The 16071-nt window shown below is 73.1% G+C and carries 16 protein-coding genes and 2 tRNA genes; 13 read left to right on the top strand and 5 right to left on the bottom strand.

Annotated features, from left to right (window positions below):
* Window positions 1–53 precede the first annotated feature (53 nt).
* Genes ACVW07_RS04605 through secA form a run of 3 tightly spaced genes read left to right on the top strand, consistent with a single transcriptional unit; the run spans window position 54 to window position 5093 of the window.
* Window positions 54–1319, top strand: a complete 1266-nt coding sequence (locus ACVW07_RS04605; protein ID WP_456818095.1) for a winged helix-turn-helix domain-containing protein — start codon at window positions 54–56, stop codon at window positions 1317–1319.
* Window positions 1316–2338, top strand: coding sequence for an EamA family transporter (locus ACVW07_RS04600; protein ID WP_456818094.1), 1023 nt, complete (start codon window positions 1316–1318; stop codon window positions 2336–2338). The genes ACVW07_RS04605 and ACVW07_RS04600 overlap by 4 nt, the downstream gene beginning before the upstream one ends.
* Window positions 2301–5093 (top strand): preprotein translocase subunit SecA, encoded by a 2793-nt coding sequence (gene secA / locus ACVW07_RS04595; RefSeq protein ID WP_456818093.1) that lies wholly within the window; start codon window positions 2301–2303, stop codon window positions 5091–5093. The genes ACVW07_RS04600 and secA overlap by 38 nt, the downstream gene beginning before the upstream one ends.
* 23 nt (window positions 5094–5116) lie before the next feature.
* On the opposite strand, the gene ACVW07_RS04590 is transcribed toward secA, so the two are convergent.
* Together ACVW07_RS04590 and ACVW07_RS04585 are read right to left on the bottom strand one after the other, a co-directional pair.
* The gene (locus tag ACVW07_RS04590; RefSeq protein ID WP_456818092.1) at window positions 5117–5743 is read right to left on the bottom strand and encodes an Rv3235 family protein; all 627 of its coding nucleotides are present in this window, start codon (window positions 5741–5743) and stop codon (window positions 5117–5119) included.
* Window positions 5740–6720, bottom strand: a complete 981-nt coding sequence (locus ACVW07_RS04585) for a LysM peptidoglycan-binding domain-containing protein (protein WP_456818091.1) — start codon at window positions 6718–6720, stop codon at window positions 5740–5742. The genes ACVW07_RS04590 and ACVW07_RS04585 overlap by 4 nt, the downstream gene beginning before the upstream one ends.
* Window positions 6721–6948: 228 nt before the next feature.
* Between ACVW07_RS04585 and ACVW07_RS04580 the strand changes: the two genes are divergently transcribed.
* Window positions 6949–7596, top strand: a complete 648-nt coding sequence (locus ACVW07_RS04580; protein WP_456818090.1) for a hypothetical protein — start codon at window positions 6949–6951, stop codon at window positions 7594–7596.
* Window positions 7597–7639: 43 nt separating this feature from the next.
* Here the strand turns inward: ACVW07_RS04580 and ACVW07_RS04575 are convergent, their stop codons facing one another.
* Complete coding sequence (locus ACVW07_RS04575; RefSeq protein ID WP_456818089.1) at window positions 7640–7771, bottom strand: hypothetical protein; 132 nt, start codon at window positions 7769–7771, stop codon at window positions 7640–7642.
* A 355-nt stretch (window positions 7772–8126) separates the two neighbouring features.
* On the opposite strand from ACVW07_RS04575, the gene ACVW07_RS04570 reads away from it, so the two are divergent.
* Window positions 8127–8651 carry a hypothetical protein gene (locus ACVW07_RS04570; protein WP_456818088.1) on the top strand — a complete coding sequence of 175 codons (525 nt, stop codon included), beginning with the start codon at window positions 8127–8129 and terminating at the stop codon, window positions 8649–8651.
* 42 nt (window positions 8652–8693) lie between these two features.
* Here ACVW07_RS04570 and ACVW07_RS04565 read toward each other — a convergent pair whose 3' ends face one another.
* Window positions 8694–8924: a helix-turn-helix domain-containing protein gene (locus tag ACVW07_RS04565; protein WP_456818087.1), complete on the bottom strand. Its 231-nt coding sequence runs from the start codon at window positions 8922–8924 to the stop codon at window positions 8694–8696.
* A 132-nt stretch (window positions 8925–9056) separates the two neighbouring features.
* On the opposite strand from ACVW07_RS04565, the gene ACVW07_RS04560 reads away from it, so the two are divergent.
* From ACVW07_RS04560 to ACVW07_RS04540, 5 genes are all read left to right on the top strand, one after another.
* Complete coding sequence (locus tag ACVW07_RS04560; RefSeq protein ID WP_456818086.1) at window positions 9057–9767, top strand: hypothetical protein; 711 nt, start codon at window positions 9057–9059, stop codon at window positions 9765–9767.
* A gap of 1 nt (window position 9768) precedes the next feature.
* Window positions 9769–11031, top strand: a complete 1263-nt coding sequence (locus ACVW07_RS04555) for an AAA family ATPase (RefSeq protein ID WP_456818085.1) — start codon at window positions 9769–9771, stop codon at window positions 11029–11031.
* Between the two features lie 165 nt (window positions 11032–11196).
* Window positions 11197–11652, top strand: a complete 456-nt coding sequence (locus ACVW07_RS04550) for a DUF6912 family protein (RefSeq protein ID WP_456818084.1) — start codon at window positions 11197–11199, stop codon at window positions 11650–11652.
* A 212-nt stretch (window positions 11653–11864) separates the two neighbouring features.
* Window positions 11865–11936 (top strand) — tRNA-Gln (locus ACVW07_RS04545).
* 93 nt (window positions 11937–12029) lie between these two features.
* Window positions 12030–12102: transfer RNA gene (locus ACVW07_RS04540), tRNA-Glu, on the top strand.
* Between the two features lie 230 nt (window positions 12103–12332).
* On the opposite strand, the gene ACVW07_RS04535 is transcribed toward ACVW07_RS04540, so the two are convergent.
* Window positions 12333–13052: an IclR family transcriptional regulator gene (locus ACVW07_RS04535; protein ID WP_203749002.1), complete on the bottom strand. Its 720-nt coding sequence runs from the start codon at window positions 13050–13052 to the stop codon at window positions 12333–12335.
* A 97-nt stretch (window positions 13053–13149) separates the two neighbouring features.
* Here ACVW07_RS04535 and leuC point away from each other — a divergent pair, with 97 nt between their 5' ends.
* The 3 genes from leuC (at window position 13150) to ACVW07_RS04520 (ending at window position 16024) form a co-directional block, all read left to right on the top strand.
* Entirely contained in the window at window positions 13150–14604 is a 1455-nt protein-coding gene (gene leuC, locus ACVW07_RS04530; RefSeq protein ID WP_456818083.1) for a 3-isopropylmalate dehydratase large subunit, read from the top strand.
* Window positions 14605–14631: 27 nt separating this feature from the next.
* Window positions 14632–15291, top strand: a complete 660-nt coding sequence (leuD, locus tag ACVW07_RS04525) for a 3-isopropylmalate dehydratase small subunit (RefSeq protein ID WP_456818082.1) — start codon at window positions 14632–14634, stop codon at window positions 15289–15291.
* Between the two features lie 109 nt (window positions 15292–15400).
* Window positions 15401–16024 carry an HU family DNA-binding protein gene (locus ACVW07_RS04520; RefSeq protein WP_456818081.1) on the top strand — a complete coding sequence of 208 codons (624 nt, stop codon included), beginning with the start codon at window positions 15401–15403 and terminating at the stop codon, window positions 16022–16024.
* The last annotated feature ends 47 nt before the right edge of the window (window positions 16025–16071 follow it).

Below are 16071 nucleotides of genomic sequence, written 5' to 3'. Positions count from 1 at the left end.
GGTCCTCAGGGACCGGGCGTCGTCGTGTCGGCGGTGCACGGCAGGATGGCGTCATGGCCGGTCCTCCCGAGCAGCTCTCCGCGTCGCAGGCACGTCGGACGGCGCTGCGGGCCCAGGGTCTCGACCGCCCCCGTCGTGCCCTGCGAGGCCCGGTGGACGCGGGCGTCTTCCAGCAGGTCGTCGACCGGCTCGGCCTGCTGCAGATCGACTCGGTGAACGTGCTGGCACGCGCCCATCTCATGCCGGCGTTCAGCAGGCTCGGCCCGTACGACACGGCGGTGCTCGACCGTGCCGCGGGTACGCAGCCGCGTCGTCTGGTCGAGTCGTGGGCCCACATGGCGTCGTTCGTGCCGCCGGAGACGTTCCGGCTGCTCGAGTGGCGGCAGCGGGACTACCTCAACGAGGCCTGGGGGGCGATCGCCGCGGTGCCGCTGCAGCACGCGCCCGTGGTCGAGGAGGTCCGGGCGCTCATCGCGGAGCAGGGGCCGATCACGGCCCGTGACGTGCAGGTCCGCTTCGAGGCGGAACACCCCACCACCAGAACCGACTGGGGCTGGAACTGGACGGTCGCCAAGCGGGTGCTGGAGTTCCTCTTCTTCACGGGCGAGGTCACGTCCGCCGGGCGGAACCCGGCCTTCGAGCGCAGGTACGACCTCACGTCCCGCGTGCTGCCGGCACACGTGCTCGCCCGGCCGTCGCCGTCCGACGAGGACGCGGTGCGCGCACTCGTCGAGATCTCCGCCCGCGCGCACGGAGTCGCCACCGTCCGTGGCCTGGCCGACTACTTCCGCATCACCCAGCGACGGGTGCTGCCGGCGGTCGCGTCGCTCGCCGAGGACGGCATCCTCGTCCCGGTCGAGGTCCAGGGATGGGGCGGACGGCCGGCGTACCGGCACCGGGACGCGACGCTGCCGAGGCGGGCCACGGGAGCGGCGCTGCTCAGCCCCTTCGATCCGCTGGTGTTCGAACGGCAGCGCCTGGAGGAGATGTTCGGGCTGCGGTACCGCATCGAGATCTACGTGCCCGAGCCGAAGCGTGTGTGGGGCTACTACGTGCTGCCGTTCCTGCTCGGGGAGTCGATCCCTGCACTGGTCGACCTCAAGGCGGACCGTCGGGCGGGCGTCCTGCGGGTCCACGCCGCGCACCGGACGGGGAGCCCGGACGCCCCGACCGACGCGGTCCTGCTCCCGGCGCTGGCGGCGGAGCTCGAGCTGCTCGCCCGGTGGCTGGGCCTCGACACGGTGGTCGTCGGCGCCGCCGACGGTGCGCTGCGCGGAGACCTCGCGGCTCCGCTGCAGTCCGCGACCGTTGCCCCATGACGACCCGGCGCGACTTCGCGCTCGTCGCCCTCGCGGGAGTGCTCTGGGGGACCGGCGGGCTGGCGGGAGCCGCGCTCGCGGATGCCGAGCAGCTCTCGGCCCCCGCGGTCGCGGCGTGCCGGCTCCTCGTCGGCGGCGGTGTCCTGCTCGTCGTCCTCGCGCTCACAGGTGCGCTGCGCACAGTGCCCCGGACGCGGGTCGTCGCTCGTCGCGTGGTCCTGACCGGGCTGCTCGCGGCGGTCTATCAGGCGGCCTACTTCTCCGCGGTGGCGCGGGCGGGCGTGGCGACGGCGACGCTGGTGGCCCTCGGTGCCGCGCCGGTCCTCGTCGCGGCCGGGGCCGCGGTGCTCGCCCGGCGGCTCCCGTCCGGTCGCACTCTGCTCGCCCTGACGCTCGCCCTGACCGGGCTCGCCTGCCTGGTGGGCACGTCGGGGGGCGGCGGCCCGGCGGACGGCGGTCGCCCGGGCGGGGTGCTGCTCGCCCTGCTGGCGGCGGGGGCGTTCGCGGCGATGACCGCCGTGAACCGGGGCCCCGCCCCGGGCCTGGGTGCGCTGCCCCTGACCGCGCTCGCGTTCACGCTGGGCGGAATCGTGCTCGTCGGGGTGGCCGTGGCTCTCGGTCCGGGTGTCTCCGTGCCCTCGACGGCGCAGGGCTGGGCCCTCGTCGCGTACCTCGCCGTGGTGCCCACCGCGGTGGCGTACGGCGCGTACTTCCGCGGTCTGGACACGGTTCCGGCCACCACCGCGGCGCTGCTCGCGCTCCTGGAGCCGTTCACCGCGACGATCGGCGCGGTCCTGGTCCGGGACGAGCAGCTCGGCGTGACCGGCGTGGTGGGGGCGGTGCTCCTCGCCGCCGCCGTGGTCGTTCTTCGCCCACGCACCCGCCGCTCGCCTACGATGGTCGGGCCCGGCCGTGCGGCCGGTGACACCAGCCGCTCCGACGCCGCGCGCGCCCGGGGTGCGAACACGTCGGGAGTCATGCGTGCCAGCGATCCTCGAGAAGGTCCTGCGCCTCGGTGAAGGCCGGATCGTCAAGAAGCTGTCGGGCATCGCCCAGCAGGTCAACGCCCTGGAGGACAGCTTCGAGTCGCTGTCCGACGCCGAGCTGCGCGAGGAGACGGACCGGTTCCGGGCCCGCCTGGCCGACGGCGAGTCGCTCGACGACCTGCTGCCGGAGGCGTTCGCCGCCGTCCGCGAGGCCGCGCGTCGCACGCTCGGGCAGCGCCACTTCGACGTCCAGCTCATGGGCGGTGCCGCGCTCCACCTCGGCAACATCGCCGAGATGAAGACCGGTGAGGGCAAGACGCTGGTCGCCACGGCACCGGCCTACCTCAACGCGCTGTCCGGCAAAGGCGTCCACGTCGTCACGGTCAACGACTACCTGGCCGGCTACCAGGCCGAGCTGATGGGCCGCGTCTACCGGTTCCTCGGCCTCACCAGCGGGGTCATCCTGACCGGGCAGACGCCCCCCGAGCGGCGCCAGCAGTACGCCGCGGACATCACGTACGGCACCAACAACGAGTTCGGGTTCGACTACCTGCGCGACAACATGGCGTGGAACACCGACGAGCTCGTCCAGCGCGGCCACAACTTCGCGATCGTGGACGAGGTCGACTCGATCCTCATCGACGAGGCGCGTACCCCGCTCATCATCTCCGGCCCGGCCTCGGGCGACGCCAACCGGTGGTACGCCGAGTTCGCCAAGGTGGTCCGCCGGCTGCAGGCCGAGCGGGACTACGAGGTCGACGAGAAGAAGCGCACGGTCGGCGTCCTGGAGCCCGGCATCGAGCGCGTCGAGGACTACCTCGGCATCGACAACCTGTACGAGTCCCTCAACACCCCGCTCATCGGCTTCCTCAACAACGCCATCAAGGCGAAGGAGCTGTTCAAGCGGGACAAGGACTACGTGGTGATGCAGGGCGAGGTCCTCATCGTCGACGAGCACACGGGCCGCATCCTGCCCGGCCGCCGCTACAACGAGGGCATGCACCAGGCCATCGAGGCGAAGGAGGGCGTCGCGATCAAGGCGGAGAACCAGACGCTCGCCACGATCACGCTGCAGAACTACTTCCGCCTGTACGCCAAGCTCTCCGGGATGACGGGTACGGCCGAGACGGAGGCCGCGGAGTTCCAGGGCACGTACAAGCTGGGCGTCGTCCCCATCCCCACCAACCGCGAGATGCAGCGCATCGACCAGCGGGACTTCGTCTACAAGAGCGAGGACGGCAAGTTCGACGCGGTCGTCGCCGACATCGTGGAGCGGCACGCCAAGGGCCAGCCGGTCCTCGTCGGCACCACGAGCGTCGAGAAGAGCGAGCTGCTCAGCTCGAAGCTCAAGAAGCAGGGCGTCCCGCACGAGGTCCTCAACGCCAAGCACCACGCACGTGAGGCGCAGATCGTCGCGCAGGCCGGCCGCAAGGGCGCGGTCACGGTCGCGACCAACATGGCGGGGCGTGGCACGGACATCATGCTCGGCGGCAATGCCGAGTTCATGGCCGTCGCCGACCTGGCCGCCCGTGGTCTCGACCCTGCGGAGAACGCGGAGGAGTACGAGGCCGCGTGGCCGTCGGCGCTCGACAAGGCCAAGGCGGCCGTCGCGGCCGAGCACGACGAGGTCACCGAGCTGGGCGGCCTGTACGTGCTGGGCACCGAGCGTCATGAGTCGCGACGCATCGACAACCAGCTGCGCGGCCGTTCCGGCCGTCAGGGCGACCCGGGCGAGTCGCGGTTCTACCTGTCCATGCAGGACGACCTGATGCGTCTGTTCAACTCGGGTCTCGCCGAGTCGATGATGACGCGAGCCGGCTTCCCCGAGGACATGCCGCTCGAGTCGAAGATCGTCACGCGCGGTATCCAGTCGGCGCAGTCGCAGGTCGAGTCGCGCAACTTCGAGATCCGCAAGAACGTCCTGAAGTACGACGACGTGATGTCCCGTCAGCGCGAGGTCATCTACGAGCAGCGCCGCCGCGTCCTCGAGGGCGAGGACCTGCACGAGCAGGTCGGCCACTTCCGCAGGGACGTGCTCGCTGCGTACATCACCGGCGCCGCGTCGGAGGGCCGGCCGGAGGACTGGGACCTCGACGCCCTGTGGACCGCCCTGAAGGCGGTGTACCCGGTGACGATCACGCCCGACGAGGTCGTCGAGCAGGCCGGCGGACCCACGCGGCTCTCTGCGGACCTGATCGAGCGGGAGATCCTCTCCGACGCCGAGCACGCGTACGCGGAGCGCGAGGCGGCGATCGGCTCGGACAACATGCGGCAGCTCGAGCGGCGCGTGACGCTCTCGGTGCTCGACCGGAAGTGGCGCGAGCATCTCTACGAGATGGACTACCTCAAGGAGGGCATCGGCCTGCGGGCGATGGCCCAGCGCGACCCGCTGATCGAGTACCAGCGTGAGGGTTACCAGCTCTTCAACGCGATGACCGACGCCATCAAGGAGGAGACGGTCGGGTACCTGTTCAACCTCGAGGTCCAGGTGGCGGAGCCCGAGGCGCCTGCCGTCACCGCCGACTCGGCCGTGGCCGCTGCGGCGACCGCCGGCGCCTCCGCCAGCGCCCCTCGCGGGGTGCAGGACGGGCCGAGGCTGGTCGCCAAGGGCATCGACGGACCGCAGGAGCGGGTGCCGCTGCAGTACTCGGCCCCTTCGGTCGACGGGGACGCGTCCCGGGTCACCGGTCCGGCGGACGCGTCGACGCAGGACGCGCCGGCGCCCGCCGACGGCACCGGCAACCGTGAGGCCCGACGCAAGGCCGCGAAGCAGCAGCGCAAGCACTGACGGACCACCCGCCGTCGAGGTCGTCAGCCGACCTCGACGGCGGTTGCCCGCCAGGCGCCGCGGTGCGACTCGATGCGGAGTGCGACCGCCCGGACGTGGCTGCCGTCCTCGATGACGACCGACGCCTCGCGCACGTGGGCGTCGATCGCGCAGACCCGTACCCGTCGTACGGCCGGGGGCCGGGACGGGCCGTGCGGCCCGAGGACACGGACGGTCAGCGCGGCCCGCTGGTGCACGGTCTCGTACACGCCAGGCGTGACCCAGCGGGCGAGCTGACCGGGGGAGCGGCGACCGCCCAGGACCTCGACGGTCGCCTGGGCGATGAGGCCGGCCAGTGCGGCCACGTCCCCCTGTGGGCTGGCCCCACGGTCCTCGTCGGCGGCGTCGAGCACGGGTGAGCGGTCGGAGGCCCGCAGGATCCTCAGGCGCCGGCCGAGTGACGGCGGCACGGCGTGGGCGGGGCCGTCGGCGTCGAGCGGTGCCGCGGCCGGCGGCAGTGCCACCAGTCGTGCCGTCGGGACGGTTTGCACAGGTCGGCGAGCGGTCGGCACCCGGTCCTCGCCTCGGCAGCCACCGACGGGGACCAGGAGGCCGGCGCGGGCGAAGATCTCCTCGGCCGTGGTCTCCGGCTCGAGCACCAGGGCGGTCATGCGCCGGCCCCGTCCACCGTCGCGGTCGGGGGCACGACGAGCACCTGGCCGGGCAGCAGCGCTCCTGGGTCCGCACCGATCAGCTCGGCGTTCGCGGCGTACCAGGCGGGCCAGGCGGCCGCGACCTGGGCGTCGTCCGCGCCCGCAGGCAGGTGCCGGGCGGCGATCCGCCACAGGCTGTCACCACGCAGGACGACCACCGTGGCGGGCCCCGCCTCCGGGATCTGCCGCACGGGCGGCGCGAGCAGGTGGGCCGCCGGGCTGGTCCGAGTCGACGCGGTGGCTTCCGGCTCGGACGGCGCCGTCGACGTCGCGACCGAGGCCGCCGGCGCGCTGGGCGGCACCGGGTCGTTCGTCGTCGGCTCAGCCGCCGCCTGGGAGGACGACGCAGCCGAAATGCCGGCAGACGACGGCGCGTCGGTGGGCACCGCTGTGGCGGACGAGGTGAGGTCCGACCCCGCCGGTCCCGCGTCGGTCACCTCCGACCCGTCGGACCCTGTGACCGCCCAGCCGAGGTCCTGATCGGGTCCGACAGGCAGCGCAGTGCTCGTCACCGTGACGCCCGCCGGTTCGGCGGCCGGCTCGGCGGCTGTGGCGCTGGTGACCATGCCCAGTCCCAGCCCGGTGCCGATCGCCAGGACGAGCGCCCGTCGGACCACTGCCGGTGCGTACCGCAGCAGGACGCGCTCACCCGACCGCCAGGTGACGCCTGCGGCCCGCACCGCGACGCAGCCCAGCGCGAGAAGAGCCGAGCAGCCGAGCCAGGCGACGACGGCGAGCCCGGTCACCGTCACGCCGATCTCGACGAGGGTGTCGACGCGTCGCGGACCGGCTGCCGGTGAGAGCAGCCCGGACGCGTGGGTCACCAGCACCATCGCGAGCGCTGCACACGCCCCGAAGCCCACGACGAGGAGTCCGGTGGACCTCAGGCGCTGGCCCTTCTGCGATGCGACGACGTGCGGTGGCGTTTGGCCCATATCGGTGCCTTCCAGTGCTGTTTGATGCAGTTCGATGAAATTTGCTGCGCCTAGATGTACCCGAATGTCTGGTTCGGTGTCCACCCCGGCGGCTGAGCAGCGCCGGTGGAGGCAGGTTCGGGAGACGGCGCGCGCCTGGTCGAGCCGGACCGTCGTTCCGTCGGCCACCGGCACAGGGAGTCGTCGCGGTCGTCCTGCGTCCTGGGTCCGGGGCGATACCTTCCCGTCGTGACTGATCACTTCTCCGTACCCCGCGTGCTGCGCGACCTCGACAGGCCGGTGCCAGGCATCGCGCTGACCGGCTGGCGGACACGCGTTCCGATGCCGCGCCCCGGCCTGACGTTCCCGGTGGTCCTGTTGGCGGGCGGTACCGGTCTGCTGGTCCGCGAGGCCCGCACGGGCTTCGCGGCCACCGCCCCGTACCACGGCTTCGACCTCCCGGTCTGGATCCCGTGGGCCATCGCCGTCGCGTTCGGTCTCGGTCTGCTGCTCAAGCGGGTCCGCGACCCGAGGCCCTCCTGGTACCGCTGGTGGTCGTTCGTCGACTACCGCGAGGAGCCGGGCGGCATCCGGCTGCTGTCCAACCGCGCCAAGGCGACCGATCCGGGAGTCCTGGTGCGCCGCGGCGAGAACGTCGAGATCCATGCCCGGCTGGTCGGGGGTTCCGTGGAGGGCGGGCGCGAGTACGAGTTCCGGATCCACGCGCCCGGCGGGGACCTGGAGTTCCGCGCGGAGATCTTCGTCCAGAAGCTGTCGATGGCGCCGCTCGACGAGCAGGCGACGCGTTGGGGTTTCACGCTGTCGACGCACGGGAAGGCCGACCGGATCCGTCGGGCGGCTCCCACCCAGGACGGCGCCACGAGCTGGCACGTCTGAGCGCGACGTCCGGGCGCCGGCCCTCCGCCTGGCGGGGGAGCGCTCACCGCTCGTCGACCGTGCCCCACGCGTCCAGCAGGTCCTCGTCCCGACCGCGTCCGTCGCGGGCGTCAGTGGCCTGGCCGGGTACCGGGAGCCACCCGCGCGGTGCCCCCGTCGTTCGATGCTCGGACATGCCCGCCTCCACCGTGACGCGCGCCCGCCGGGCGACCTTCGCCGCGGCCACCGCAGGACCCCGCGGTCCCAGGCAGCGTGAAGGTCGCCATGACCTTCCCGGCAAGGTCGAGTCCGCCAACGCGACCATCGACCACGACACGAACACGGTGACGTGGACGGCTGACGGGACGACGCCGATGAAGATGGCGGGCAGTCGCCGCCGAGTCGGGCAGGGCGCGGGCCATGGCGCGCCGTACGGCGCCGGGCCGGGACCGTACGCCGTACGCCGTACGCCGGACGCTATAGGGATCATCCCGAGCCGACCGACGGCGCGGACCTTCGCCACGCGCGCTCGACGCCCCTACGGTGGCGGGGTGCGGTGGGAGACGTTGTTCGCGGACATGGAGGCGCAGCTCGACGCCGCTGGTGCGGCGGAGCGGGAGATGCGGGTCGCCGAGCTCACCCGAGCGGAACGGGCGACCGTCGCCCTCGTCGACCGGGTCCGGGCGTCCCGGGGTCAGCGCGTGCGTCTGCTCGTCAGGACCGGGGAGACCATCGAGGGCGAGCTCGTCGACTGCGCCGCCGAGTGGCTGCTCGTCGCGGCCTCACCTCTCCAGCAGGTGCTCGTCCCGTACGCCGCCGTCGCTGCGGCGGGCGGCCTGTCCGGCCACGGCGCGCCACCCCCGGGTGCGGTCGAGCGCAGGATCGGGCTGGGGCACGCGTTGCGGGCGCTCGCCCGCGACCGGATCACGGTCCGTGCCGGCCTCCACGGTGGCGAGCTCGTGGGACGGATCGAACGGGTCGGGTCGGACCACCTGGAGCTCAGCGCGACGCAGGAGCGGAGCGGTCGCCTGTGGACCGTACCGTTCGGCGCTCTGGCGACCGTCCGCTCGGGCTGAGCCCGCCTTGCGTGGCGCCCACGAGCGCGCGGCGCTCCGGCCCTACGAGGCGTGGTCGCGCGTGGCGTCCGTCTGCGACGACGCCCGTTCCCGGGTCTGCTCGTACATCCGCTGGATGTACCGCTCGAGCTCGGCGGACTCGACGCGCCAGATCCCGCGGCCACCGATCTGGATGGCAGGCAGCTCGCCCGAGCGCACGAGCGCGTACGCCTGGGGTGCCGAGATGTTCAGGATCTCGGTGACGTCGGCGAGCGTGAGGAACCTCGAGGCCATGCCCGCAGTGTGGCACGCGGTGGCGCCGCGCCCCGGTTGTCCACAATGCTTCCGCAGCGCCCCGGTTCGTCCGGGCAGGATGGCGCCCGTCGTGGGTTCACCGCGGCACGGAGCGGGACGACAGGGGACCAGATGAACGCGAGTGTGCTCGACCTCCCGACACCGGTCGCAGCCCGGCTGCGGCGACCGGGCTGGCGCGACCCCCGTCTGCTCGCCGGCGTCGCGATGGTCGCAGCCTCGGTCGTCCTCGGCTCGTGGGCCGTCCGGACGGCGCAGCGGACCGTTCCCGTGTACGTGGCCCGGGAGAGCATCGTGGCCGGGCAGCGTGTCGAGCCGGGCCTGCTCGCCGTCGTGGACGTGCGGCTCGGCTCGGTCGACGTGGGCAGGTACCTCGCAGCCGACGAGCCGCTCCCGGAGGGTGCCACGGTGCTGCGGACGGTCGGCGCCGGAGAGCTCGTCCCACGGGCGGCGGTCGGCGCGGCCCAGGACGTCGACGTGCGGCCGGTCGCGATCACGCTCGTGCGGCCCCCGGCGAAGGCGGTGACCGCGGGGGCGTTGGTCGACCTCTGGTTCACCCCGGCCGAGAGGACGGACGCGGACAAGGCGTCGGACGGCGGCGGTGACGGCGCAGCGCCCGACGCGACGCCCGACGAGACCGTTCCCCACGAGCTCGCGACCGGCCTGACGGTCGCCGAGGTGAGCGACCCCGACGGAGGCTTCGCGGTCGCAGGCGGAGCGACGGTGCAGGTGCTGGTCCCGAGCACCCTCCTGGCCGTCGTTCTCGCTGCCCTGTCCGGGGACGGCACGGTCGACGTGGTCCCGGTCCCCGGATCGGGGGGCTGACGTGGCAGTCGGGGTGCTGTGCGCCGTCCAGGGCACGGCGGAGTCGATCCTGGTCCAGGCCATGGAGGGCTCCGGTGGACGGTTGAGCGTGACTCGGCGCTGCGCCGATCTCACCGAGCTGCTAGCGGCCGCCGAGGCGGGTCTCGGCACGCTGGCGGTGGTCTCCGTCGACCTCGACCTGCTCGACCGCGAGTCTGTCGAGCTCCTGCATCGCGCCGGGGTGCGCGTCGTCGGTGTCGCGGACCCCGCGAGGCCGTGGCTGGGCGAGCGGCTCACCTCGTTCGGCGCCGACCTCGTCGTCGACGCGCCCGGCGACGAGGAGGGCGCCTCCGGGGTCGTCCGCGACGCCCTGCGCGTCCTGGACACCGCGGCCGACGACCGGTCCCGGGTCGTGCCCAGCGCTGCGTCCGCCGCCCCGGTGGCCGCTGTGGCGGCCCGTCCCGAGCGGGGTTCGGTCGTCGCGGTCTGGGGACCCACGGGAGCGCCCGGTCGCACGACCGTCGCCGTCAACCTCGCCGCAGAGCTCGCGGCCGGTGCCTCGACGCTGCTCGTCGACGCCGACACGTACGGGGGATGCGTCGCGCAGGTGGTCGGGATGCTCGACGAGGCACCGGGCCTCGCCGCCGCCGCACGTGCAGCCGGTCAGGGCACGCTCGACGTCGCGACGCTGGCGAGGCTCACGCCGACGATCGCCCCGGGTCTGCGGGTCCTGTCCGGCATCTCCCGCGCCGACCGTTGGCCGGAGCTGCCCGCATCGTCCCTCGATGCCGTGTGGTCGGTCGGGCGGTCGCTCGCCCGCTGGACCGTCGTGGACTGCGGCTTCTGCCTGGAGCAGGACGAGATCCTCAGCTACGACACGCGTGCGCCGCGGCGCAACGCGGCGACCCTCAGCGCGCTCGAGGCGGCCGACCTGGTGGTGGTGGTCGGCACGGGAGACCCCGTCGGGATCCAGCGTCTCGTCCGGGGGCTGGGGGAGCTCACCGACCTCGGCCTCGGCGTGTCCCGCCTCGTGCTCGTCAATCGCGTGCGGGCGTCGGTCGCCGGTCCCCGGCCGGCCGAGGCGGTCGCGCAGGCGCTCGCGCGCTACGCGGGCGTCACGGACGCGTGCCTCGTGGCCGAGGACCGGCCCGCGCTCGATGCGGCACTCCTCGAGGCGAGGACACTGCGGGAGGCGGTCCCTGGCTCGCCGGCGCGTCGTGCGCTGGCGGTCGTGGCGGCGCGCGTCGAGCGCGCACTCGCACCGGCTGCGTCCGGGGCCCGCTGACGGGCGGGGCCGGCCGCGGCGCTGCCCGGGCGGGGCCGGCGGGGGCGCTGCTCGGTGCGCCGCGGCGGCGTTGACCCACGGAAGCGACCGGATGGCCACCGACGGACCGCGGGCTGCGGCGGCCGTGGGCGCTCCAGAGACCGGCTGGCGGGCACACTGGGGTCCGTGCGCATCTACCTCCCCGCCACGCTCGACGAGCTGGCCCCCGACTCCCTGTCGCTGGCCGCGCGACGCGCGCATGCCGTGACGCCCGCCCTGCGTGCAGCCCTGCCCGAGGAGGACGAGGAAGGTCTCGAGTTCGCGGCGCAGCTGGCGGCCGCAGACGACTCGCTCGCCCTCCTGGGGGACCAGCCGGACGCGCCGCGCCTCCGCGTCGTGGTCTCGGTGGACGTACCCGACCGCGCGGTCGTCACGGCGACGGACCCGGACGACGCTCCGAGTGCGGTGGACCTGCTCGACGACCTCGGCCGTGAGGACATCGCCTGTGTCCACGTCGACGAGCCTGAGGCACGCGAGGACGTCGGTCGTGCGGCCGCCGGCGACGAGGCGGCACTCGCGGCGCTCGACGAGCGGGACCTGCTCTGGTACGACGCGACGGAGCTGGGCGAGATTCCCCGCTGACGACCGGGGCCTCGCAGCGGCCAGTCTCGAGGCGACCCGGTGAGGTCGTCGGTGGGGCCCGCCCAGGTGTCGTTCGTCACGAATGGCCGTCCACGAGAGCCTCAGTTGGACCCGCGACGTCGCGCTCGGGTAATGTTCACCGGCGGTACGGCGTCCGGGTGGACGACGGTTCGCGGACGATGCGAGCCACGGTCCCGGAGGTCATACCCCCATGGGGTATGGTGTAATTGGCAGCACGACTGATTCTGGTTCAGTTAGTCTAGGTTCGAGTCCTGGTACCCCAGCGCGAGCACCGCTGACCTGCGGTCCGAGTCCTTCGGAGCGTCAGGTAAAGTGTTTACTCGGTAAGCGAGGCCCACGGGTCTCGCGGCTGATAGGCCCCCGTTGTGTAGCGGCCTAGCACGCCGCCCTCTCACGGCGGTAGCGCCGGTTCGAATCCGGTCGGGGGTACGTCGAGAGGCCCGGTCACCATGGTGACCGGGCCTTCGTCATGCGTCGCACGCGATGCCGGGCTGGTCATGCCGAGCACGCCGTGCCGCACGCCCAGCGGCCCCCGCCGGCCACGGTCCGGCGCCGTCCGCGACGTCGACCCGGTCGCCGCCCGCCCGGGCCGGGAACCGGCCCAGCCACGCTGCAGTCGCCTCCCGGCGACCCGGCAGACGACCACAGCGTGGACGGCGCTAGTCCGCCGTGCGGCGCAGGACCTCGGTCAGCCGGTTGGCGGCGGAGACGACGGCCGACGCGTGCAGGCGGCCCGGCTGGCGGGAGAGGCGCTCGAGCGGTCCGGAGACCGAGACGGCTGCCACGACCCGCCCGGACGGTCCACGGACGGGCGCGGACACCGACGCCACGCCGACCTCGCGCTCCGACACCGACTGGGCCCAGCCACGACGCCGGACGCCGGACAGGATGGTCGCCGTGAACTTGGCGCCCTGCAGCCCGCGGTGGAGCCGGTCGGGCTCCTCCCAGGCGAGCAGGATCTGCGCCGCCGAGCCGGCCTGCATCGTCAACGTCGCACCCACCGGGATGGAGTCGCGGAGCCCGATCGGACGCTCGGCGGCGGCCACACAGATGCGCAGGTCACCCTGGCGACGGTAGAGCTGTGCGCTCTCCCCGGTGTGGTCGCGCAACGCCGCCAGCACCGGCCCCGCCGCGGCGAGGAGACGGTCCTCGCCGGCGGCGGTCGCGAGCTCCGACAGGCGGGGGCCGAGCACGAACCGACCCTGCATGTCGCGAGCGACGAGACGGTGGTGCTCGAGCGCGACCGCCAGCCGATGGGCTGTAGGGCGAGCAAGATGGGTGGCGGTGACGAGCTGCGCAAGCGTGGCCGGACCGGCCTCGAGCGCACTGAGAACCGACGCGGCCTTGTCCAGGACGCCGACTCCGCTAGAGTTGTCCATAGGTCGATATTGGCGTCTCGAAGGCTGAGATGCAAGCAGGTCGGCCTACGAACCCGGGAACTACCCCCTCCCGGACTACGAGAACAGGACCGAGAACATGGCCGGCACGTTGGCGGAGAAGGTCTGGGACGCACACGTCGTGCGCCGTGGCACGGACGGTGTGCCGGACCTTCTCTACATCGATCTCCACCTCGTCCACGAGGTGACGAGCCCGCAGGCGTTCGAGGGACTGCGGCTCGCGGGCCGCCCCGTGCGCCGCCCGGACCTCACCCTTGCCACCGAGGACCACAACACTCCCACGCTCGACATCGACCGGCCGATCGCCGACACGACGAGCCGCACCCAGATCGAGACGCTGCGCCGCAACGCCGCGGAGTTCGGCGTCCGGATCCACTCCCTCGGCGACGCCGACCAGGGCATCGTCCACCAGGTCGGGCCCCAGCTCGGCCTCACCCAGCCGGGACTGACCGTCGTCTGCGGCGACTCGCACACGTCGACGCACGGGGCGTTCGGCGCGCTCGCCTTCGGCATCGGCACCAGCGAGGTCGAGCACGTGCTCGCCACCCAGACGCTGCCGCTGGCGCCGTTCAAGACGATGGCGATCACCGTGAACGGCGAGCTGCCGTCCGGTGCGACCAGCAAGGACATCATCCTGGCGATCATCGCCAAGATCGGCACCGGCGGCGGGCAGGGCTACGTGCTCGAGTACCGCGGCGAGGCCATCCGCGCGCTGTCCATGGAAGCGCGCATGACGATCTGCAACATGTCGATCGAGGCCGGGGCGCGCGCCGGCATGATCGCGCCGGACCAGACGACCTTCGACTACCTCCAGGGGCGCCCGCACGCGCCGGAGGGCGCCGACTGGGACGCCGCCGTCGAGTACTGGAAGACGCTGCGGTCCGACGACGACGCGCAGTTCGACGTCGAGGTCGTCCTCGAGGCGTCCGACCTCGAGCCGTTCGTCACGTGGGGCACCAACCCCGGCCAGGGCCTGCCCCTGTCGGGCTCCGTACCCGTGCCCGAGGACATCGCGGACGCCAACGAGCGGGTGGCCGCCGAGCGGGCCATCGAGTACATGGGCCTCACGCCGGGTCAGCCGCTGCGCGAGATCAAGGTGGACACCGTCTTCATCGGCTCCTGCACGAACGGCCGGATCGAGGACCTTCGCTCGGTGGCCAAGCTCGTCCAGGGCAAGCACAAGGCCGACGACGTGCGCGTCCTCGTGGTGCCCGCCTCCGCTCGCGTGCGCCTGCAGGCCGAGGCCGAGGGGCTCGACAAGATCTTCCTCGACTTCGGCGCCGAGTGGCGCAATGCCGGCTGCTCGATGTGTCTGGGCATGAACCCCGACCAGCTCGCGCCGGGGGAGCGGTCGGCGTCCACGTCGAACCGCAACTTCGAGGGCCGGCAGGGCAAGGGCGGCCGCACGCACCTCGTGTCGCCGCTGGTCGCGGGCGCCACGGCCATCCGCGGGACGCTCTCGTCGGTCGCCGACCTGGGCCCCGACGTCGTCGCGCCCGACGGCAGCCCGCTCACCGACCTGCAGACGGTCTGACCGCCCGACCCTGAGAGAGAGACCGTCATGGAGAAGTTCAGCCAGCACACCGGCGTCGGGGTCCCGCTGCGACGCAGCAACGTCGACACCGACCAGATCATCCCGGCCGTGTACCTCAAGCGGGTGACGCGCACCGGGTTCGAGGACGCGCTGTTCGCCGCCTGGCGCGGCGACCCGGCCTTCGTGCTCAACCAGGAGGCGTACGCATCGGGGTCGGTACTCGTCGCCGGGCCCGACTTCGGCACGGGGTCGTCGCGTGAGCACGCCGTCTGGGCGCTCAAGGACTACGGGTTCAAGGTCGTCATCTCGAACCGCTTCGCGGACATCTTCCGCGGCAACTCGGGCAAGCAGGGGCTGCTCGCCGCGCAGGCGTCGCAGGAGGACATCGAGCTCATCTGGAAGATCCTCGAGACCCGCCCCGGCACCGAGGTCACCGTGGACCTCGAGTCGCGCACCATCACCTGCGACGACGTCGTGGTGCCGTTCCAGGTCGACGACTACACGCGTTGGCGCCTGCTGGAGGGCCTGGACGACATCGGCCTGACCCTGCAGCTCGCGGACCAGATCCAGGAGTTCGAGGCGACGCGCGAGCCCTGGCGCCCGCGCACGCTGCCCGCCAAGCACCTCCCGCCGGTCGAGATCCAGGCCGCGCGTCCGGTGCACGTGGAGATCTCCGGCTCGCGCTGACCCGGGCGGCGGGGTCGCCGAGCGCGACCCCGCCGTTCCCACGCGCGCCGGCGCTCGGATGGCTACGGTGATCCCCGGAGCGTGCACCCGGCCGGCGAGAGGGACCAGCATGGTGGGCAAGACGCAGATCGTGGACCGGGCTGTCGCGCGCGGGGCGGAGCGCGGCCAGGCCGCGGCCGCGCTGGACGCCGTCCTCGACGAGATCACGACCGCCCTCGCCGCGGGCGAACGGGTGACTCTCGTCGGATTCGGCACGTTCGAGGCGGCGAAGCGCAACGCGCGCAGCGCGCGCAACCCTCGCAGCGGAGCGGTCGTCGTGGTGCCCGAGACGACCGTCGCCCGGTTCCGCGCCGGGACCTCGCTGCGTGCGGCGGTCGCCGGCAGGTCCGGCACCAAGAGCACCAGCGTGTCGTCCACGACCGCGTCGGCCGCAGTCCCCTCCGCCGTGACGGCGCCGGCGACGGAGAAGTCGGTGCCGGCACGCGAGGTCGGGTCGCCGCCCGTACCGGAGCCGGACGACCACAAGCACAAGAAGAGCAAGAAGGCGGCATCCACGGCGAAGCAGGCCAAGGGTCAGGCCTCCGCTGCTCAGTCCCACGGCCGCGCGGCGAGCAACGTCAAGGACGACGGCAAGCATGCGAAGGACCGCAAGCACGGCAAGGACGACAAGCAGAGCAAGCAGAGCAAGCACGGAACCACCAGCAAGCACGGCAAGAACAGCCGCAAGAAGTAGGCACCGCGGCGTGTCCGGGCTTGTGAAGGTTCTGCGCCGGCGACGGC

Source organism: Cellulomonas sp. URHB0016 (genome assembly GCF_054057935.1).
The sequence above is the reverse complement of the archived record's forward strand: the minus strand, read 5'-3'. Positions and strand labels throughout refer to the sequence as shown.

Excerpts from the sequence above, each read along its gene's own strand:
- ACVW07_RS04605 (WP_456818095.1), top strand. The coding sequence starts at position 54 with ATGGCCGGTCCTCCCGAGCAGCTCTCCGCGTCGCAGGCACGTCGGACG.
- ACVW07_RS04600 (WP_456818094.1), top strand. The coding sequence starts at position 1,316 with ATGACGACCCGGCGCGACTTCGCGCTCGTCGCCCTCGCGGGAGTGCTC.
- ACVW07_RS04590 (WP_456818092.1), bottom strand. The coding sequence starts at position 5,743 with ATGACCGCCCTGGTGCTCGAGCCGGAGACCACGGCCGAGGAGATCTTC.
- ACVW07_RS04585 (WP_456818091.1), bottom strand. The coding sequence starts at position 6,720 with ATGGGCCAAACGCCACCGCACGTCGTCGCATCGCAGAAGGGCCAGCGC.
- ACVW07_RS04575 (WP_456818089.1), bottom strand. The coding sequence starts at position 7,771 with ATGTCCGAGCATCGAACGACGGGGGCACCGCGCGGGTGGCTCCCGGTA.
- ACVW07_RS04565 (WP_456818087.1), bottom strand. The coding sequence starts at position 8,924 with ATGGCCTCGAGGTTCCTCACGCTCGCCGACGTCACCGAGATCCTGAAC.
- ACVW07_RS04560 (WP_456818086.1), top strand. The coding sequence starts at position 9,057 with ATGAACGCGAGTGTGCTCGACCTCCCGACACCGGTCGCAGCCCGGCTG.
- ACVW07_RS04535 (WP_203749002.1), bottom strand. The coding sequence starts at position 13,052 with ATGGACAACTCTAGCGGAGTCGGCGTCCTGGACAAGGCCGCGTCGGTT.
- leuC (WP_456818083.1), top strand. The coding sequence starts at position 13,150 with ATGGCCGGCACGTTGGCGGAGAAGGTCTGGGACGCACACGTCGTGCGC.
- leuD (WP_456818082.1), top strand. The coding sequence starts at position 14,632 with ATGGAGAAGTTCAGCCAGCACACCGGCGTCGGGGTCCCGCTGCGACGC.
- ACVW07_RS04520 (WP_456818081.1), top strand. The coding sequence starts at position 15,401 with ATGGTGGGCAAGACGCAGATCGTGGACCGGGCTGTCGCGCGCGGGGCG.